The organism is Streptomyces rimosus subsp. rimosus, from assembly GCF_000720725.1.
Lineage (GTDB): Bacteria > Actinomycetota > Actinomycetes > Streptomycetales > Streptomycetaceae > Streptomyces > Streptomyces rimosus_A.
This window is the reverse complement of sequence record NZ_JOCQ01000041.1, coordinates 30,088-48,747: the sequence shown is the minus strand read 5'-3', so window position 1 is coordinate 48,747 and position 18,660 is coordinate 30,088. Positions and strand designations below refer to the sequence as shown.

Here is an 18,660-nt window from a genome sequence, read left to right as displayed (position 1 = left end):
TCGGGCATGAGCGACTCCCTGCGACAAATGGCCGGTCAGAGTTGGAAGGTGATCCGTTCGGTGTCGAGGCCGCGGACGACCACGTGCCTGCGATAGCGCAGTGAGTCCTCGTGCACGTGGAAGCCGCGCAGCCGGCGAGCCAGCTCACCGAACACGATCTCCGCCTCCAGCCGGGCCAGGCTGCTGCCGAGGCAGAAGTGCGCGCCGGCGCCGAAGGCGAGGTTCATCACGGCCGGTTTCCGGTCCGCGATGAACCGGTCCGCCTTCGGGTGCACCCGCTCGTCCCGGTTGCCGGACGCCAGGACCAGGGTGACCACCGAGCCCTCGGGGATGTCGAGGCCGTTGATCCGGTCGGACCGCAGCGCGACGCGGCCGGTCAGCATGATCGGGCAGTCGTAGCGCAGCGCCTCGCTGACCACCTCGCCGGCGATCGCCGGGTTCTGCCGGAGCAGCTGGAACTGCTCCGGGTGGCGCGACATCGCGAGCAGGCCGTTGGTGATCAGGTTCGTGGTGGACTCGTGGGCCGCGGTGAACACGGTCACCACGACGTTCGTCACCTCACGCCGGCTCAGCCCGCGCCCGTTCTCCTGCGTGGCGAGCAGGCTGGAGATGAGGTCCTCGCCGGGGTTGCGGCGGCGCTTGTGGATGAGGTTCGCGAAGTAGCCGTGCAGTTCGGTGGTGGTGCGGATGATGCGGACGAGTTCCTCGCGGTCGAACATCGCGGCGGAGTGGAAGCTGGCCACCAGCGTGGGCAGCTCCGTGGACAGCGCCATGTCGCTGGACCACTCCCGCAGCATCGGGATGTCCTCGCCCGGGATGCCCAGGAGCGTCGCGATGACCCGCAGCGAGAGCACCGCGGCCAGGTCCTGCACGCCGTCGAACTCGCCGTCGGCCAGGCAGTCGCGGAGCAGTTCGTCCACGATCTCGCGGATCCACGGCTCGAAGCGCGCGGTGATCCGTGGCGTGAATGCCTTGCTGACGAGGTTCCGCTGCCGCCCGTGCGCGGGATCGTCCATGAAGAAGATCGAGTTGAGCACCGGCTCCTCGCCGCGGTCGCCGAAGAGTTCCCGCATCCCCGGCGCGTTGAACGTGTCACTGCCCATGGTCGTGTGGCTCTTGAGCACCGCCATGCAGTCGGCGTGGTCGCTCAGCAGCAGGGACCCGTCCGACGTCCATATCGGACCTTGCTCCCGCCACCGCTCGAACAACGGGTAGGGGTTCGCGAGCACCTCCCGGTCGAGCAGGGCGTGCAGCGGGTTGTCCGGCACGGTGGCCGGTGGGCGGCTTGGCGCCGACATGGGCTAGCTCCTCTCCGTGGCACGGCCGGCAGTGCGACCGGTGTCCGGGTTCGCGTCGTCGAGCACTCCGTCGATCAGCGTGAAGATCTCGTCGTCCGTGGCGCCGCTCAGGTCGGGCACCGCGGCCCGCTCATCGGCGGTGCCGTCCTCCTGGCTGCGCAGCAGTCGCCGCAGTGTCGTGGTGATCGCCTCGGGTACGGGCACGGACGGACCCCACCGGAGCAGGGCCGCCTCCAGTTCCCTCAGGCGGTCCAGCACGATCCGCTCGGCCGGGTCGCCCTCGTCGGCACCGAGCGCGTCGCCGAGGTACCGGGCCAGCGCGGCGGCGGTGGGATGGTCGTAGACCGCGGAGGCCGGCAGTGGCACTCCGGTGTCCGCGCCGAGCAGGTTGCGCAGCCGGACCCCGGCCAGCGAGTCCAGGCCCAGCTCCTTGAACGGCCGGTGAGCGTCCAGGCCTTGGGCCGGCCGGCCCGATACGACGGCGACCCGGGCCGTGACCAGCTCCAGCAGCACCGACGACCGCCGCTCCGGCGCGGTGGCCGCCAGCCGTTCCCGCAACGCGCTCGCGGGTTCGGGCCCGGTGTCCGCGTCCACACCCGGCAGTCCGGAGCACAGGCGCCCTGGCCGTGCGGCGGCGAACCGCGGCCAGTCCACGGCACCGGCCGCGTACTGCGCCGCACCGCCGGACAGTGCCCGCTCCAGCGCGTCCAGCGCCCGGTCCGCGGGCATCGGCGTGGCGCCGCTGTCCGACTGCGGGCCGACCGGCCAGGACGTGGTCATCCCGGTGTCCAGCCAGGGGCCCCACGCCAGACTCGTCGCGGGCAGGCCGGCGGCCTGTCGATGGGCTGCCAGCGCTTCCACTACGGCGTTGGCCGCGGCGTAGTTGCCCTGCCCCGGCGAGCCCGCGGTGCCGGCCAGCGAGGAGCACAGTACGAAGAAGCGCAGCGGATGGCCGGCGGTCAGCTCGTGCAGGAACCGCGCGCCGTCCGCCTTCGCCGCGTACACACGCGCCAGCCGGGCCTCGGACAGCGACTCCAGCACCCCGTCGTCGAGCACCCCGGCGGCGTGCACCACACCGGTGAGCGACCGCCCGGCGAGCAGCCCGGCCAGCGCCTCGCGGTCCGCCACGTCGCAGCCGACAATGTCGACCTCGGTACCCAGCGCAGTGAGTTCGGCGCGCAGTTCCGTCGCGCCAGGGGTGTCCGCGCCCCGGCGGCCGGCCAGCAGCAGGCGGTCCGCGCCCCGGGCCGCCAGCCGACGGGCGATGTGCACGCCGATGCCGCCCAGCCCCCCGGTGATCAGCACGGTGCCGATGGGCTCCGTCGTGGCGGGTTCGGTACGGGGCACCGGGACCAGCCGCCGGGCGTACAGCCGCCCGTCCCGGATCGCGATCTCGTCCCTGGCAGCCAGCGCCGCGGGCAGCGCGGCCAGGTCCTCCACGGCCGGTCGCAGCGGCAGGTCCACCAGGCCGCCGTGCAGCCGGGGCGCTTCCATGCCCGCGACCCGGGCCAGCCCGCACACGGCGGCCTGCTCCGGATTCGGCACGGTGTCCGCCGTGTCGGCCCGCACGGCGCCGCTGGTGATCGACCACAGGGGCGTATCCGCGCCTCTGGACAGCAGCGCCCGCAGCAGCGCCAGGGTGGCGGCCAGGCCGGTCGGCACCCGCGGCGTGTCCGGGCCCCCGGCCATCGCCAGGAGGGACACGATGCCGCCGCCCGGCAGGTCGGGCAGCAGCCGGTCCCAGTGCTCGGCGTCCACGGCGTCACCGCGTACGGTACGGGTCCCTTCGCCCAGTACGCCCGCCACGTCCTCGGTGAGCCGGTCCCAGTCCGCGCCCGGCGGGGCCACCACCAGCCACGGCCCCATCGCGTCGGCGGCCGAGCCGGGGTCGGGCAGCAGCGGCCACTCGACACCGTGCAGCAGAGGGTCGGCGGGGGCCCCGCCGTCGTCGGGCAGCCAGAACCGCTGCCGGGTGAACGCGTAGCCGGGCAGTGGCACCGTCCGCCCGCCCGCGCACCAGGCCGCCCAGTCCACGTCGGTCCCCCGGGTGTACGCGGTCGCCAGCGCCGTCAGCAGGCCGTGCACCTCGTCCACGTCCTGCCGTAGCAGCGGCAGGAAACCGTCCCCGCCCAGCGCCTCCTGGCCGAGCGCACTGAGCGTCGCGCCCGGTCCCAGCTCCAGGTAGGTGCTGGTGCCCGCCGCGTCCAGAGCGCGCAGGCAGTCGTGGAAGCGCACCGGTTCCCGCGCATGCCGGACCCAGTACTCCGGGTCACGAAGCTCTTCGGTGACCCGTGCGCCGGTCACCGAGGACACGACCGGAATCTCCGGTGTCCGGAAGTCCAGTGCGGCCAGCACCTTCCGGAAGGGGTCCAGAACCGGGTCCATGTGGTGGGAGTGGAACGCGTGACGTACCGTCAGGCGATGCGCGTGGGCCACCCGTTGCGCGATCTCCCGCACCGCGTCCGCGTCCCCGGCGAGCACCACCGAGGCGGGCCCGTTCACCGCGGCCAGCGCCACCCGGTCCTCGCGGCCGCGCAGCAGTTCCGGTATGTCGGCTTCCGGTACCTGGAGCGCCACCATCGCGCCCTCGCCGCCGAGTTCGTGCATCAGCCGCCCGCGCGCGGCCACCAGTGCGCAGGCGTCGGCCAGCGAGAAGACGCCCGCGGCGTGCGCTGCGGCGAGTTCGCCGACCGAGTGTCCGGCCACCGCGTCCGGCCGTACCCCCAGTGTGGTGAGCAGCCGGAATACCGCCACCTGGACCGCGAACACCGCGGCCTGCGCATGGTCGGTGCGTTCACCGGGCCCGTCCCGGAGGATCTCGGCGAGCGGCCGGTCCAGCAGCGGGTCCAGCTCGGCGGCGATCTCCTGAAGGGCCGCCGCGAACACCGGTACCCGGTCCCGGAGCGACGTGGCCATGTCCGCGTACTGCACGCCCTGGCCGGGGAACAGGAACGCGGTCGTGCCGTCGGCCGCCACTCCGGTACTGCCGGTCCCGGCTCGCAGCGCGGCGGTCAGCTCGCCGGTGTCCGTGCCGAGCACGACGGTGCGGGCACGCAGCCGGGCCCGCGTGGTGGCCAGCGAGTACGCCACGTCCAGCGCGGACGGCGAGCCGTTCCCGTCCTCGTTCCCGTCCTCGTCGGCCAGTCGGCGGAGCAGGGCCTCGGCCTGCGCGGGCAGCGCCTCCGGGGTGGCCGCGGAGAGCACCCACGGGATCAGCGGCGGAGCCGCGGCGGCCGCCGGCTCCGGGTCGGGCTCCGGCTCGGGTTCCTCCAGGATCACGTGCGCGTTGGTGCCGCTGAGGCTGAACGAGGACACCGCCGCCCGGCGCGGACGGTCCGCGCGCGGCCAGTCCATCGGCTCGTCCAGCAACCGCACCGCGCCGTCGCCCCAGTTCACATGCGGGCTCGGGTTCTTCAAATGCAGGGTCCGGGGCAAGCGGCCGTGCCGCATGGCCAGCACCATCTTGAGCACACCCGCCAGGCCCGCCGCGGCCTGGGTGTGCCCGAGGTTGGACTTCGCGGACCCGACCAGCACGGGGTGCTCCCGGTCCTGCCCGTAGGTCGCCAGCAGCGCAGTGGCCTCGATCGGGTCGCCAAGCGGGGTGCCGGTGCCGTGCGCCTCCACCGCGTCCACCTCGCCGGGCGCCAGGCCCGCGACGGCCAGCGCGTCCCGGATCACCCGCTGCTGGGCCGATCCGTTCGGCGCGGTCAGCCCGTTGGACGCGCCGTCGGAGTTGAGTGCCGAGCCGCGCAGCACGGCGAGCACCCGGTGGCCCCGTTCGCGCGCGGTGGAAAGCCGCTCCATCACCAGCAGGCCGGCGCCCTCGCTCCACGAGGTGCCCTCCGCTGCCGCATCGAACGGTCTGCACCGGCCATCCGGGGCGAGCACCCCCACCTGGGAGAACTCCACGAACAGCGTCGGCGTCGTGAGCACCGTGACGCCACCCGCCAGCGCGACCGTGCACTCACCGGTCCGCAGCGCCTGCGCGGCCTGGTGCATCGCCACCAGCGCGGAGGAACACGCCGTGTCCACCGTGATCGCCGGGCCGTGGAAGCCGAGCGTGTAGGCGAGCCGCCCCGACGCGACGCTGCCCGCGTTGCCGATGGAGACGTCGCCGGTGAGGTCCTCGGGCGTCCGGTGCGCGCGGCGCGCGTAGTCGTTGCCCATCAGCCCGAGGTAGACACCGGTACGGGTGCCCCGCAACGCGGTCGGGTCGATCCCGGCGTCCTCCAGCGCGTGCCAGGCCAGTTCCAGCAGGATGCGCTGTTGCGGGTCCATCGAGACCGCCTCGGCCGGGGCGATGCCGAAGAAGCCGTTGTCGAACTCGGCGATCCCGTCCAGGAAGCCGCCGTGCCGTACGTAGCTGCGCCCGCCACGGCCCGGCTCCGGGTGGTAGACCTCGTCCAGGTTCCAGCCGCGGTCCGCCGGGAACTCGGTGATCGCGTCCCGCCCGGCGGCCAGCAGCTCCCACAGCTCGTCCATGGTGGACACCCCGCCGGGCAAACGGCAGCTCGCGCCGACCAGCACCACCGGGTCGTCCATGGCGTGCGGGCCGGGCCCGGCGACCGCCGCCCGGCCACCGGGTACCGCGTCGGGGAGCTGCCCGGACAGGTACCCGGCCAGGGCCGTGGGGGTGGGGTGGTCGAACACCGCGGTCGCGGGGAGCCGCACCCCGGTCGCGACGGTGAGCCGGTTACGCAGCTCCACCCCGGACAGCGAGTCGAAGCCGATGTCGCGGAACGCCCGCGCCGGGTCCACCCGGCGTTCCACGCCGAGCACGGAGCCCACCGTGGCCAGCACGAGATCGAGCACCGAGCGCTCGCCGCCGGAGACGAACACGGGCGCCGCGGCCGCGGCGGCAGGCCGGGCCGCGCTCCGCCGGACGCCGAGCAGCCCGGCCCACACCGGAGCCCGCTCCGGGCCCGCCGCCCGCACGTTGGCCAGGTCGAAACGGGCGGGCACGGTGCACGCCAGGCCGGTGCCCAGCGCCGCGTCGAACAGCGCGAGCCCGTGTTCGCGGGACATCGGCACGAGCCCGGTCCGCCGCAGCCGGGCCCGGTCGGTGTCGTCCAGCCGCCCGGTCATGCCGGTGTCCTGCGCCCAAAGTCCCCACGCCATCGACGAAGCGGGCAGTCCCCGCGAGCGGCGGTGCTGCGCCAGCCCGTCCAGCCACGCGTTGGCGGCCGCGTAATTCGCCTGCCCCGGCGTGCCGAGGACACCGGCCACGGAGGAGAACAGCACGAAAGCGGCCAGGTCGAGGTGTTCGGTCAGTTCATGCAGGTTGCGCGCGCCCTCGACCTTCGGCCGCAGCACCGCGTTCAGCCGTTCGGCGGTGAGGGAGCGCACCGTGCCGTCGTCCAGCACCCCCGCGGCATGGATCACCGCGGTCAGCGGGCGGTCCGCGGGGACCGCCGCAAGCAGCTCGGCGAGGGCGGCCCGGTCGGCGACATCGCATGCCACGACCGTGATCTCGGCGGTGCCGGCCAGGTCCTCCAGACCGGCGAGCGCCGCCGTGCCGCCGCGCCGCCCCGCCAACACCAGGTGCCGCACCCCGTGTTCGGTGACCAGGTGCCGGGCCAGCTCCCGGCCGAGTACGCCGGTCCCGCCGGTGATCAGCACCGTGCCTCCGGCGAGGGAGGGCCGGTCCCCCGTCCGCGTCACCCGGACCAGCCGCGGCGCGAACGCCTGCCCGTCCCGGATGGCGATCTCCGGCTCACCGGTGGCCAGCGCCGGCTCCAGGGCGGAGCCGACGTCCTCGGGATCGCCGGGGCGCTCCAGGTCGACCAGCACGAACCGGCCGGGATGTTCGGTACGGGCCGTGCGGACCAAGCCCCAGGCTGCCGCGGCGTCGGGGTCCTGGTCGTCCTCCGGGGCGATCGCGACCGCGCCACGGGTCCGTACGATCAAGGGCCCGCCCGTCGCGTCCTCGTCCTCGGTGTCCAGGAACTCGCGGACCCGCGCCAGTGCTTCCCCGGGCCCGGCCACGTCCACGATCGGCGCGTCCACGATCGCCGGGGTGGACTGCCGCGCGACCGGCACCCAGTCCAGCCGGTGCAGCGCCCGGTCCACGCCCGCCGTCCCCGGCCGCACAGGCCCTACGGGCCGGAGCGCGAGCGCGCTGATCCTGGCCACCGCTTCCCCTGCCGCGTCGGCGAGCACCACGGCGAACGAGTCGTTGCCCTCGTTGCCCTGCGGAGTCAGCCGCACCCGCAATGCCGTGGCCCCGACCGCATGGAGTGCGACTCCGCTCCAGGAGAACGGCAGCCTCACCGGCGCGTCCCCCGCGTCCAGCAGCAGCGGGTGCAATGCGGCGTCGAGCAGGGCCGGGTGCAGGCCGAACCGCCCGGGATCAACCGGCAGTTCGACCTCGGCCCAGCGCTCCGCACCGAGCCGCCAGGCCCGCCGCAATCCCTGGAAGGCCGGCCCGTATTCGTAACCTCGCTCGTCGAGCCGCACGTACGCGCCATCGAGGTCGATCTCCTCGGCACCGGCCGGCGGCCACTCCGTCAGGGGTGCGCCGCCGGACTCCGCCGCCCGGAGGGTCCCGGTCGCGCACCGGGTCCACGGCGCGTCCGGCGCGGACCGGGCGTACATCGCCAGCGAGCCGGGATCCGTCTCGCCGATCGCGATCTGCAACTCGGTCTCGCCCCGCTCGGGCAGCACCAGCGGGCTCTCCAGCACCAGTTCGTCCAGCACCGGCAGCCCCGCCCGCTCACCCGCGTGCAGCGCCAGTTCGACGAACGCGGCCCCGGGCAGCAGTACGGTGCCGCGCACCTCGTGCTCGGCCAGCCAGGGGTGCCGGGCGAGAGAGAGCCGGCAGGTGGCGACCAGGCCACCGCCGGCGAGCTGGACCACCGAGTCCAGCATCGGATGCCCGGCAACGGGACCGGAGGCGGCGGTGGGCAGCATCCAGTACCGCTGCTGACGGAACGGGTAGGTCGGCAGCTGCACACTCCGGGCGCCGTCGAACAGTCCGTTCCAGTGCACGTCCACACCGTGCACGGCAGCCTCGGCCACCGCCGTCAGGAAGCGGTCGGCATCACCCTCGTCCCGTTTCAGGGTCTCCAGGACCACGCCGCCCCCGTCGGGGTCCTCCTGGTGGGCACCGAGGATCTGCCGCACGCCGCCGGCGAGCACCGGATGCGGGCTCACCTCCAGGAACGTGGTGTGCCCGGCGGTGACCAGCCCGCGCACCGTCGCCTCGAACTCGACGGTGGTACGCAGGTTGCGGTACCAGTAGTCCGCGTCCAGCGCGGTGGTGTCCACCGGGCTGCCGGTCACGGTCGAGTGGAAGGGGACCTCGGCCGCCGTCGGAGTCACCGGCGCCAGCAGTTCGCGCAGCTCCGCGCGCAGCAGTTCGACCTGCGCCGAGTGCGAGGCGTAGTCCACCGGCAACAGGCGTGCCCTTTTGCCCTCGGCGACCAGTGCGGAGGCGAACTCTTCGACCGCCTGGGCTGCGCCCGATACCACCGTCGCGCGCGGCCCGTTGACCGCGGCCACCGAGAGGTCCTCGCCCCAGGGGGCCATCGCCTCTTCGACCGCCGCTCTCGGCAGCCCCACCGACAGCATCCGGCCCGTACCGGAGAGCGCCCGTATGGCCCGGCTGCGCAGCGTGACGATTCGCGCCCCGTCGTCCAGGGACAGCGCGCCGGCCACGGTCGCGGCCGCGATCTCGCCCTGGGAGTGGCCCACCACCGCGGCCGGCCGCACCCCGTGTGCCCGCCAGAGTCCGGCCAGCGACACCATGACCGCCCACAGCGCGGGCTGCACCACGTCCACCCGGAGCAGCGCGTCCGCGTCGGTGAGCACATCGCGCAGGTTCCAGTCCACGTACGGCGCCATCGCGTCCTGGCAGGCCGTCATGTGCCGGGCGAAGTCCGGGCTGGACTCCAGCAGTTCCGTGGCCATCCCGGTCCACTGCGTGCCCTGGCCGGGGAACAACAGCACCGGACCGGTGTCCCGGCAGGGTGACCCGAGGACCGTGCCCGGTGCCGTACCGCCCTCGGCGAGCGCGTCCAGTCCGTGCACCAACGCGTCGCGGTCCCGGCCGAGGACGGCGGCCCGGTGCTCGAACCCGGCCCGGCCGGTCGCCAGGGTGAATCCGGCGTCCAGCAGGCCGACCCGGTCCGGGCGGAGCCGCTCGGCCAGCCGGGCGGCCTGCTCCCGCAGCGCCTCCGCCGTCCGTGCGGACAGCAGCAGCGGCACCGCGGACGCCGGGCGCGGTGCCGCGGCGGGCGCGGGTTCCGGCGCCTGTTCCAGGATCACGTGGGCATTGGTGCCGCTGATGCCGAACGAGGACACCCCGGCCCGGCGCGGGAGTCCGGTCTCCGGCCACGGCGTGTCCTCCGCGAGCGGGGTGACCCTGCCGGTCTCCCAGTCCACGTGCGGGCTGGGCTCGGTGTGGTGCAGGATGCGCGGCAGCACGCCGTCGCGCATGGCGTGCACCATCTTCAGGATGCCCGCCACCCCGGCAGCGGCCTGCGTGTGCCCGATGTTCGACTTGACCGACCCCACCAGCAGCGGGCGCGCACGCTGCGGGCCGTGCACCGCCAGCAGCGCCCGGGCCTCGATCGGGTCGCCGAGCCTGGTGCCCGTGCCGTGTGCCTCCACCGCGTCGATGTCCGTCTCGGACAGTCCGGCGTCGGCCAGCGCCGCCCGCAGCACCCGTTCCTGAGCCGGTCCGCTGGGTGCGGAGAGCCCGTTGGAGGCCCCGTCCGAGTTGACCGCGGTGCCGCGCACCAGCGCGTGTACGGTGTGCCCGTTGCGCAGGGCGTCGGAGAGCCGCTCCAGCACCAGCATTCCGACGCCCTCGGACCAGGCCGTACCGTCCGCCGCCGCGGAGAACGGCTTGCACCGGCCGTCCGGGGCGAGGCCCCGCAACCGCGAGAACTCCACGAACATCTCCGGGGTCGCCATCACCGTCACCCCGCCGGACAGGGCCAGGTCGCACTCGCCGAGGCGCAGCGACTGCACCGCGAGGTGAGTGGTGACCAACGACGAGGAGCAGCCGGTGTCCACCGTGACCGCGGGGCCGGTGAGGCCGAGCACGTAGGCCAGTCGGCCGGACACCACGCTGGCGGTGTTCCCGGTGATCAGGTACCCCTCCAGCCCGTCCGGGACGGTGTGCACCCGGGGCGCGTAGTCGTGCATCATCGAGCCGGCGAACACGGCCGTGCGGCTGCCCCGCAGCGAGGTGGGATCGATGGCCGCGTTCTCCAGGGCCTCCCACGCCGTGGTGAGCAGGAGGCGCTGCTGCGGATCGGTGGTCAACGCCTCGCGGGCGGAGAGCCCGAAGAACTCGGCGTCGAAATGGCCGGCGTCGTAGAGGAAGCCGCCGTGCCGGACGTAGGAGGTACCGGGCCGGTCCGGGTCGGGATCGTAGAGGGCCGCCAGGTCCCAGCCCCGGTCGTCCGGTAACTCGCCGATCGCGTCGGTCCCGTCCCTGGCCGACTGCCAGAGCCCTTCCGGGTCGGCTATTCCGCCCGGGTAGCGGCACGCCATTCCCACAATCGCAATCGGTTCGCCCGGCATCCGGTGCCCTCCCAGAGCAGTTTGGACTGTGTCGGCCACCCTGGACGCAAAATCATTCACCGAACTCGCGGCCAGCCAACCAAACGCCGATAAATCGAGGTGCGTCACCATGATTAGCCCCCGGACTCATGCCGCACAACACCTCCAGCCGACCAGACTCTGGGGCTTTCACTAGCAACTCCGGCCTGTTGTCGAGAATTTCCACCACTACCGCGACGGTTAGCAGATCCCGCCGGATTCCACTACCCGCCAAAATCAGAACGGCAAAATCCGCAGGTCACACGCTCGACCAGTGGCGCCGCTCGATTACCGGGCAGCAGGACGACCCACCCCTGCCCGGAACTCACACATCAGATCACGCAACAAGTCACGGATATGCGCCTGAACGAGCAGGCCGTCACGTGAATTGCCATCACCGCAAGCTCTTCGTCCGGAAAGCGCGGCGCGATCCATACCCCTGCCTGCCCGTATGTGACCGGCACAGAACGAACTGCCTCTACCGCGACCCGGTGGACGCATGGCTGACGGTCGGCACCCTTCTCTCCGTCACCAAGTGACCGGGAGTGCCGATACCGAGAACCCGGAGCCGTTGACGTAGCGCAGTTCGTCGCGTGGCGTGGCCAGGCGGAGAGTGGGGATGCGCCGGAACAGGGTGCCGAGGACGATGCCCAGCTCCAGCCGGGCCAGATTCGCGCCGAGGCACTGGTGCGGTCCCCAGCCGAAAGCCAGGTGCCTGCGGTTGTCCCTGGTGACATCGAACGTGTCCGGGTCGGCGAACGCCGCGGGGTCGCGGTTGGCGGCGGCGGACAGGGCGGCGACGCCCTCACCCGTCCGTACCAGAGTGCCGGCGATCTCGATGTCCGCCGTGGCGCGGCGCACCAGGGACAGCTCGGCGACGGAGAAGAACCTCAGCAGTTCCTCCACCACCGCCGGGGTCAGGTCGGGGTCGGCGGTGAGGAGGGCGAGCTGGTCGGGGTGTTCGAGGAGAGCCAGGATGCCGAGTGCGGTCATCGTGGCGGTGGTCTCCAGGCCCGCGACGGCCAGGAGTACGCACAGTTCGACCATGGCCCAGCGGCTCTCGCCGCCGCTGAAGAGCTGGTGGCCCGCCAGCCTGCCCAGCAGGTCCTCGGGTCGCTCAGTCATCTTGGTGGCGCACAGCGCGTCGAAATACGCGGTCAGAGAGCGGAAGGACTCGGCGCGATCCGCATCGGCGGAGTCGTGGGCTATCAGCACCGTGGTGTCGGTGGTGAACTCCTGCCGGTCGCTGGTCGGGATGCCGAGCAGCTCACACAGCACCAGACCGGCCATCGGCACGGCCAGCGCGGACACCAGGTCGACGGGCTCGGCGCCGGCCAGCACATCGTCGAGCAGACCGTCGACGATGCGCTGGACCTTGGGGTGCAGTTCCCGCATGCGGCGGGTGGTGAACTCGCCGGCGACCGCACGTCGGGCGGGGCCGTGCTCGGGTGGGTCCATCGCGATCAGTGAGGGCCTGAAGCCGGGGAACACGGTTTCGCCGACGCGCATCCACGGGAAGTCCGGGTGCGAGCGGTCGGAGCTGAGCCGGGCGTCGCCGAGCACGGCGCGGACGTCTTCATGGCGTGCGGCAACGAACACGGTGCGTCCGCTCGGGCCCGTCACCCTGGGCAGGCCGGGGCGCTCGCGCAGAGCGGCGTAGTCCGGCGGCGGGGAGAACGGGCAGGTCCGGGACATCGGCCAAGTCTCGGCTCGCAGCGGGCTCTGGTCGTGCATGGTCACCACCTCGGCTCGTCCAGAAATCGAGGATGACCGTATGACGAGCGATACCCGATTTTCCCTAGAATCCCGTTGAGGTCGGAATTCAGCCGTCCGTCCGAAACACCCCGCCCCCACTGCCGGGCCTCCCCCGATCCATTCGCATCCGGCCGCGCCAGGGGCGGAACAAGCCCCTCCAGGATCTTTTGTGGCCAGTTCCGGCCTCACGCCGCCACCCCCTGTGGCCGCTACATTCACCCCGACCGGACACACACGCCCAGGGGGAACAGGCAATGATGCGCTCCACAGGACCCGTCAGCCGCATCGGCAGATCACTCATGGCAGTGACCGTTACGGCGGCCGCCTGGGCGGTCACCGCCACGGGCCTTGCCGCGTCACCGGCTGCGGCAGCACCCACCGGCACGACGGCGCAGACGCCCGCGCCCGGCGACACCTGTACGGCGGCCGACCTCGGCACACGCCACCCGTACATCAAGTCCACCGAAGTGTCCCCGACGATCACCCACTTCAAGGGCTGGTACGTCACCGAGGGCACCACCGGCACCCAGACCGTCACCACCACCACCCAGACGACCGTCACGGTCTCCGTCGGCCTCAGCGGCAAGATCGAGGGCGGTTTCGGCACCGAGGCCCTCGGCAAGGTCGGCACGAGCCTGGGCTATGACGTGAAGGTCGACTACACCTCCACCAACAGCGAGTCGAACGCGGTCACGTGGAACTTCAACCAGCCCGGCTACTACGGCGCCTACAAGGGCACCAAGAAGATCACCGGTACGTACGCGAGCCTCAACTGCAACCGCGTCCAACAGGGCGACGGCACGTGGGCGTTGAAGTGGACGGAGGGGCCCGACGGCGGCAACTTCACCACCTACACCACTCTTGAGGAAGGCGCGGTGCGCTGCCAGGACAAGGTGCCCGCAGGCAGCATCATGGCCAAGGCACAAAGCCTCCTCGACTGCGGCTCGGCCGCCGCGAAGGCCGAGCACCCGGCGGGTGCGGTGGCGCCGACGGCGGAGCAGAAGCGCGACCACCTCGCGCAGCGTCCGGCTCTCACCAGCGGCACGTATGCCGGACAGCCCAAGGCCACCGGGCGTAGCGCGCGGGCCGCTCTCGACTGCCAAGCCCAGGTCTACAAGATCGCAGTACCCGGCAAGCCCCTGTCCTGGGGCGCGCCGCTCCTGGCGGACGACGGTGTCCGCCTGCGCCCCTCGTCGATCTTCAGCGCCCACCTGGACAACTGGCGCCTGTGCAACGTGACGGAGCGCAACGGGGTCCTTGAGGCGTCCCTCTGGAACTGGGGCAACGGCGGGTGCGCGACCATCGCCTCGCAGAACGCGGCCACCGAACGGGCGGTCCTGCAGACGGCCACCTGCGCGGAGGACGACCTCCAGCGGTTCTACATCTACCGCGACGTCCCCGGCAGCTCGAAGATCGGCGTGCAGAACAAGTACACCGGCTCCATGATGGGCCACGACCGTTACGCGGACGGGGAGTTCATACGCCAGTACTCCAGCGGCAGGCAGGACGGTACGGGTACCTACAGCCTGATCGGAGTCTGACGGCCCGTACCCCGTGAGCGGCCCCGCACGTGAACCCGGCTTCCCGGTTCCGTGCGGGGCCCTCCGCGTCCCTGCTCGGAGGTGGCTTGCTGAGCGCGGGCGGTGGTGGCGGTACGCCGGAAGCGAGAGTTCCAACCACTGGTGATGGAGCTCCAAGCCCTGCTCGACACCGTCGCCACCGGCAGATTCCTTGATCTATACCGACCGCCGACCTCTACCGTCCGCCGACCTCTACCATCCACTGATCTCTACCGTCCGCGGTCAACACACCACCGCTAGCTCACGGCTGCGGCCGCGCGTACTTCGGCGAGCGCTTGCCGTGCCAGCGGGCCGAAGCCCTCGCTGTTGCCGGTGTCGATCCACCGCTCGAAGGCGATCTCCCAGGCGAGCGAGCCCAGTTTCGCGGCCACGCGCGCGGTCAGGCCCGGGGCTCCGCGGCGGCTGAGGGCCTCGATCATCGAGGTGGTGAGGTCGATCCTTTTCAGGGCCTCGCGTTCACGCAGTTCCGAATGGGCGTTCAGCACGGCCTGGCGCCGGCCGCTGAACTCGCGGCGGTCGGCGGTGAAGAACGTCCGGCCGAGCGCTTCGAGGGCGTCCGCCACCGCGTCGAGCGGCCCGGCCGCCGACGGCGCCGAGGCGATCCCTTCGACGAGCAGACCGGACACCGCGCCCTTGTCGAAGAGCACCTCGCGCTTGTCCGGGAAGTGCCGGAAGAACGTGCTCTTGGTGAGTCCGGCGCGCTCCGCGATCTCGATCACGGTCGTGTTCTCGTAGCCGTTCTCCTCGAAGAGGTCGAGGGCGGCGGCAGCGAGTCGTCCTGGTGCGTCGGGTTGCCAGCGAGCCATGGGAGCAGTGTACGGGACTCGGTCCCATCGTTGATGTAGGGTCGATGAGACCAAGTCCCATCACTGGCCAAGAGAGGTCACCGATGAGTAGAGCTGTCCGTTACCGGCGATTCGGCGGTCCCGAAGTACTCGAACTTGCGGAGATACCCGAGCCGCACGCCGCACCGGACGAGGTGCGCGTCCGGGTCACGGCCGCCGGGCTGAATCCGATGGACTGGAAGATCGCCGCACAGCCCGACATGGCGGCGCGGTTCGGCATCACCTTGCCGGCCGGGTTCGGCAGCGACTTCGCCGGAGTGGTCGACGAGGTGGGCGCCGACGCCACCGGATTCGCGGCCGGCGACCGGGTGTACGGGGCTGCGATCGGCCGGTCCGTCGCCGACTTCGTGCTGGTCAAGACACCTACGGAAACGCTATGGCCCACCCCGGAGGGCATCGGCGACGAGGTGGCGGGCACGCTTCCGGTGGCCGGCCTGACGGCCTGCGCCGCGCTCGACGCGATCGGGCTCCGCGCCGGGGACACCGTCCTGATCGGCGGGGCGGCGGGTGGCGTGGGCATCTTCGCCGTACAGCTGGCGAAGCTCGCGGGTGCCCGGGTGCTCGGCACCGCCTCCGAGGGCACGTTCGGATTCCTGCGCGGGCTCGGCGCCGAACCCGTGGCGTACGGCCCCGGCCTGGCGGACCGGGTGCGGGCCCTGGCGCCCGAGGGGATCACCGCCGCGACCGACCTGTTCGGAAGGGAGGCGGCCGAGACCGCGCTGGAGCTCGGCGTGGCACCCGAGCGGATCTCCGTCGTGGCCGACGGCCCCGCCCCGCCGCCCGGTGTGCGCCAGACGGGCGCCCTCGATGCGGGGCCGGGCACCCTGCAACGGATCACCGACGCGATCCGTTCCGGCGAGATCACGGTGCCGATCGCGGCGACCTTCCCGGTCGAGCGGATTCGCGAGGCCGTGACGACGCAGGCCGAGGGGCATGTGCACGGCAAAATCGTGATCGCCCTGTGAACCGGCACAGGGCGGTATCAGCGACCGGGGATCAGGGCCGGATCAGGGCGCGCATCGCGTCGTGATTGATCGTGGAGGCCCGGTCCGGGTGATGCGACCGGGCCTCCGCGCCGGGCGCCGGCCTCCCGGCGCCCGGCCGTCCTACTCGGTCCCGGTGTGCACGATCTGGATCAGGTTGCCGCAGGTGTCGTCCAGGACCGCGGTGGTGGCGCCGCCCATCTCCAGCGGCTCCTGGGTGAACTCCGCCCCGAGCTTGCGCAGCCGGTCGTACTCCGCCCGGACGTCGTCCACCGCGAAGGAGGCGGCCGGGATGCCGTCCTGGACCAGGGCCGTCTTGTAGGGCTGCACGGCGGGGTGGCCCGAGGGCTCCAGCAGGAGTTCGGTGCCGTCGGGCGCGTCCGGCGAGACCAGGGTCAGCCAGCGGGCCTCGCCCATCGGGATGTCGTGCTTCTTCACGAAGCCCAGGACGTCGGTGTAGAAGCGCAGCGCCTTCTCCTGGTCGTCGACGAAGACGCTGGTGATGTAGATCTTCATGGGCTGCTCTCCGGTGCTTCGGGGGTGAGCCATCGGGTCACGATGTGCTCCAGGGGCCCGGTGTTCAGGTCGTGGAACTTGTAACGGCCCTGACGGCGTGCGACGACCAGGCCGGCGGATTCCAGGACGGCCAGGTGCTGGCTGATCGCCTGGCGGGACAGGCTCAGGCCGTGCTTGGTCACCAGCCGTGCGCATATTTCGAACAAGGTCTGGCCGTTCCGTTCGGCCAGCTCGTCAAGGATGCGCCGACGGGTGGGGTCGGCCAGCGCCTTGAAGACGTCCTCTGCCATGACCCTCACCATAGGCAAGTCGCGACTTGCCTATCAAGACGGGTTGCGCCGTACGCAGGGTGTGCGCGGCCTCGCCCGGCGCGGCTACAGTCGGCGCTGTCCCGCCCGAAGCCCGCACTCCGGAGCCGCTCATGACCACATCCCGGGACCTGTCGATCACCGCCGTGGAGGCGGGAGCCGGCCGCGCCGTGGAGCCGGGTGATCTGTCGCTCGCCCTCGCCGGGGCCGAGCTGATCGATCTGCTGGCGGCCGGTGCCCTCGCGCTGGACGGCGACCGCATCGTGCCCGGTGGGCCGGTGCCGCCGGGCGACCGTCTGCTGTCCGAGGCCGCCGCCTCGCTGGTACGGCAGGAGCCCTACGAGTCGGTCGAGGACTGGCTGTGGCGCCGGGGCCGCGGTCTGTCGGAGATCTACCGGGGCGTACTCGAATCGGAAGGGCAGGTGGCCCGGCGGCGCCGCCGGTGGGTTCCCGCGCGCGGCGGCCGGGCGGAACCGGCCGACTCACCGGCCCGCCGTCACGCCGCCGACCGCTGGGCCTCGGGCGAGCCGGTCCTCGCCGCCCTCGCGTCCGCCGCGGGGATCCGCGACCGGGCGGCCGATGGCGAGGAGGCCCCCGGCATCGCCGACGACGCCGTGCTGACCGTGCTGGCCGCCGTCAACGAGGCGGTGGTGGAGCTGGAGTCCGTACGGCAGCGGCGGACCGTCGAGAAGGCGGCCTTCGACAACATCTGGCGAGGCGCGTGAAGGGCGGGCGGCGGGCCCGGGGGGGGCTTCGCTCAGGCCGGCAGGCGGCGGGTGCGTTCGAGTGTGGTGACCAGGTCGTCGTAGACGCGGGTCATGGCGGGGTACGTCAGGACGGGCTCGGGGTTCCAGGGAGCGGTCTGGCCTGCGTGGACGGCCGGGAGGCTGCGCCAGACGCGGTTGGTGGCGAGCTGGTCGCGCTGGAGGCTGCTGGTGCGGACGTCCATGAGGATCAGGTCGGCGGGGTAGCGGTCGGCGTCCTCCCAGGAGAGCTTCTGCGCGTAAGCACTGGTGCCCGTGGGCGGCACCACGACATCGAGGCCGAGGCCCTTGAGGTCGGGGAGGCCGGGCCAGGCCTCGCGCGCCACGCGTAAGCCGTCCGGGTCCGCGGAGACGCACAGGACGCGCAGGCCGGGGCGGGTTCTGATGGTGTTCTTCAGGCGTCGGCGGGCGCCTTCGAAGGCCGTACGGTGGTGACCTGGGGCCTCCCCGCCCAACGCGCCCGCGAGTTGGGCGAAGCGGTGTACCGCCCGCGGGATCTCGGTGTGGTACACCTCCAGGCCGACCACCGGGGCCAACCGCCGTACGAAACCGAGGGTGTTGGGCTCTATCTGGTGCGCCCCGAACTGGAGGGTGTCGACGACGAGGTCGGGGGCGAGCCTGCCGAGGACTTCGAGGTTGACCTGGCCCCAGGTGCGGCCGAGCAGCGTGGTCCGGTCCAGGTCGACGCCGCCCAGGATGGCGGTGTTCACGCCGCCCCCGCTGGTCTGAATCCCTCCGTACACGCCGACGGCCCGGATGCCGTACTCCCACAGTGCCGCCGCGGCGGTCGCGTACGCCACGACCGTACGGGGGCGCCGGGGAGCGCCGACGGACGTACGGGTGTCGTCGGTGAAGGCCCACCGCCGGGGCCCTTCGGGGCGGGACGCCGCCGCCCGGGCGCAGCCCGCGGTCACCAGGCCCGCCCCCAGGGCCGTCGCTCCGGCCAGAAGCCGCCGCCGGCTCCACCGCGCGCCGTCGGTGTGCAGCATGGCTGATCCTCTCTCGTCGGTTCGCACCACGTTTGCTTGAAGATCATGGACGGACTTGCCAAGTTAGGCCAGC

General features: G+C 72.5%; 10 protein-coding genes. 3 read left to right on the top strand and 7 right to left on the bottom strand.

Annotation, left to right across the window (positions count from 1 at the left end; genetic code table 11):
* Nucleotides 1–35: 35 nt before the first annotated feature.
* The 3 genes from IH45_RS0122100 to IH45_RS0122090 all read right to left on the bottom strand — a co-directional run bounded on the left by IH45_RS0122100 (nucleotide 36) and on the right by IH45_RS0122090 (nucleotide 12,581).
* Nucleotides 36–1,298: a cytochrome P450 gene (locus tag IH45_RS0122100; protein ID WP_050515062.1), complete on the bottom strand. Its 1,263-nt coding sequence runs from the start codon at nucleotides 1,296–1,298 to the stop codon at nucleotides 36–38.
* Between the two features lie 3 nt (nucleotides 1,299–1,301).
* Nucleotides 1,302–10,805 carry an SDR family NAD(P)-dependent oxidoreductase gene (locus IH45_RS1000000150035; RefSeq protein WP_394298692.1) on the bottom strand — a complete coding sequence of 3,168 codons (9,504 nt, stop codon included), beginning with the start codon at nucleotides 10,803–10,805 and terminating at the stop codon, nucleotides 1,302–1,304.
* Nucleotides 10,806–11,375: 570 nt separating this feature from the next.
* The gene (locus IH45_RS0122090) at nucleotides 11,376–12,581 is read right to left on the bottom strand and encodes a cytochrome P450 (protein ID WP_030670973.1); all 1,206 of its coding nucleotides are present in this window, start codon (nucleotides 12,579–12,581) and stop codon (nucleotides 11,376–11,378) included.
* 320 nt (nucleotides 12,582–12,901) lie between these two features.
* Here IH45_RS0122090 and IH45_RS0122085 point away from each other — a divergent pair, with 320 nt between their 5' ends.
* The gene (locus tag IH45_RS0122085) at nucleotides 12,902–14,143 is read left to right on the top strand and encodes a hypothetical protein (RefSeq protein ID WP_199810704.1); all 1,242 of its coding nucleotides are present in this window, start codon (nucleotides 12,902–12,904) and stop codon (nucleotides 14,141–14,143) included.
* 275 nt (nucleotides 14,144–14,418) lie between these two features.
* Here IH45_RS0122085 and IH45_RS0122080 read toward each other — a convergent pair whose 3' ends face one another.
* Entirely contained in the window at nucleotides 14,419–14,988 is a 570-nt protein-coding gene (locus IH45_RS0122080) for a TetR/AcrR family transcriptional regulator (RefSeq protein ID WP_030670967.1), read from the bottom strand.
* 83 nt (nucleotides 14,989–15,071) lie between these two features.
* Here IH45_RS0122080 and IH45_RS0122075 point away from each other — a divergent pair, with 83 nt between their 5' ends.
* Entirely contained in the window at nucleotides 15,072–15,992 is a 921-nt protein-coding gene (locus tag IH45_RS0122075) for an NADP-dependent oxidoreductase (RefSeq protein WP_030670964.1), read from the top strand.
* Nucleotides 15,993–16,133: 141 nt separating this feature from the next.
* Here IH45_RS0122075 and IH45_RS0122070 read toward each other — a convergent pair whose 3' ends face one another.
* Together IH45_RS0122070 and IH45_RS0122065 are read right to left on the bottom strand one after the other, a co-directional pair.
* Nucleotides 16,134–16,526: a VOC family protein gene (locus IH45_RS0122070; RefSeq protein WP_030670961.1), complete on the bottom strand. Its 393-nt coding sequence runs from the start codon at nucleotides 16,524–16,526 to the stop codon at nucleotides 16,134–16,136.
* Nucleotides 16,523–16,816, bottom strand: coding sequence for an ArsR/SmtB family transcription factor (locus tag IH45_RS0122065; protein WP_030670958.1), 294 nt, complete (start codon nucleotides 16,814–16,816; stop codon nucleotides 16,523–16,525). The genes IH45_RS0122070 and IH45_RS0122065 overlap by 4 nt, the downstream gene beginning before the upstream one ends.
* 131 nt (nucleotides 16,817–16,947) lie before the next feature.
* Here IH45_RS0122065 and IH45_RS0122060 point away from each other — a divergent pair, with 131 nt between their 5' ends.
* A complete protein-coding gene (locus tag IH45_RS0122060) occupies nucleotides 16,948–17,559 on the top strand; it encodes a GPP34 family phosphoprotein (RefSeq protein ID WP_030670955.1) in 612 nt (203 codons plus the stop codon).
* Nucleotides 17,560–17,591: 32 nt separating this feature from the next.
* On the opposite strand, the gene IH45_RS0122055 is transcribed toward IH45_RS0122060, so the two are convergent.
* Nucleotides 17,592–18,587, bottom strand: a complete 996-nt coding sequence (locus tag IH45_RS0122055; RefSeq protein WP_050515060.1) for an ABC transporter substrate-binding protein — start codon at nucleotides 18,585–18,587, stop codon at nucleotides 17,592–17,594.
* Between the last annotated feature and the right edge of the window lie 73 nt (nucleotides 18,588–18,660).

What these genes read in the sequence shown, in the direction of transcription:
- IH45_RS0122085 (WP_199810704.1), top strand. Translation starts at nt 12,902, where the DNA reads ATGGCAGTGACCGTTACGGCGGCCGCCTGGGCGGTCACCGCCACGGGC.
- IH45_RS0122080 (WP_030670967.1), bottom strand. Translation starts at nt 14,988, where the DNA reads ATGGCTCGCTGGCAACCCGACGCACCAGGACGACTCGCTGCCGCCGCC.
- IH45_RS0122100 (WP_050515062.1), bottom strand. Translation starts at nt 1,298, where the DNA reads ATGTCGGCGCCAAGCCGCCCACCGGCCACCGTGCCGGACAACCCGCTG.
- IH45_RS0122090 (WP_030670973.1), bottom strand. Translation starts at nt 12,581, where the DNA reads ATGCACGACCAGAGCCCGCTGCGAGCCGAGACTTGGCCGATGTCCCGG.
- IH45_RS0122070 (WP_030670961.1), bottom strand. Translation starts at nt 16,526, where the DNA reads ATGAAGATCTACATCACCAGCGTCTTCGTCGACGACCAGGAGAAGGCG.
- IH45_RS0122060 (WP_030670955.1), top strand. Translation starts at nt 16,948, where the DNA reads ATGACCACATCCCGGGACCTGTCGATCACCGCCGTGGAGGCGGGAGCC.
- IH45_RS0122065 (WP_030670958.1), bottom strand. Translation starts at nt 16,816, where the DNA reads ATGGCAGAGGACGTCTTCAAGGCGCTGGCCGACCCCACCCGTCGGCGC.
- IH45_RS0122075 (WP_030670964.1), top strand. Translation starts at nt 15,072, where the DNA reads ATGAGTAGAGCTGTCCGTTACCGGCGATTCGGCGGTCCCGAAGTACTC.
- IH45_RS0122055 (WP_050515060.1), bottom strand. Translation starts at nt 18,587, where the DNA reads ATGCTGCACACCGACGGCGCGCGGTGGAGCCGGCGGCGGCTTCTGGCC.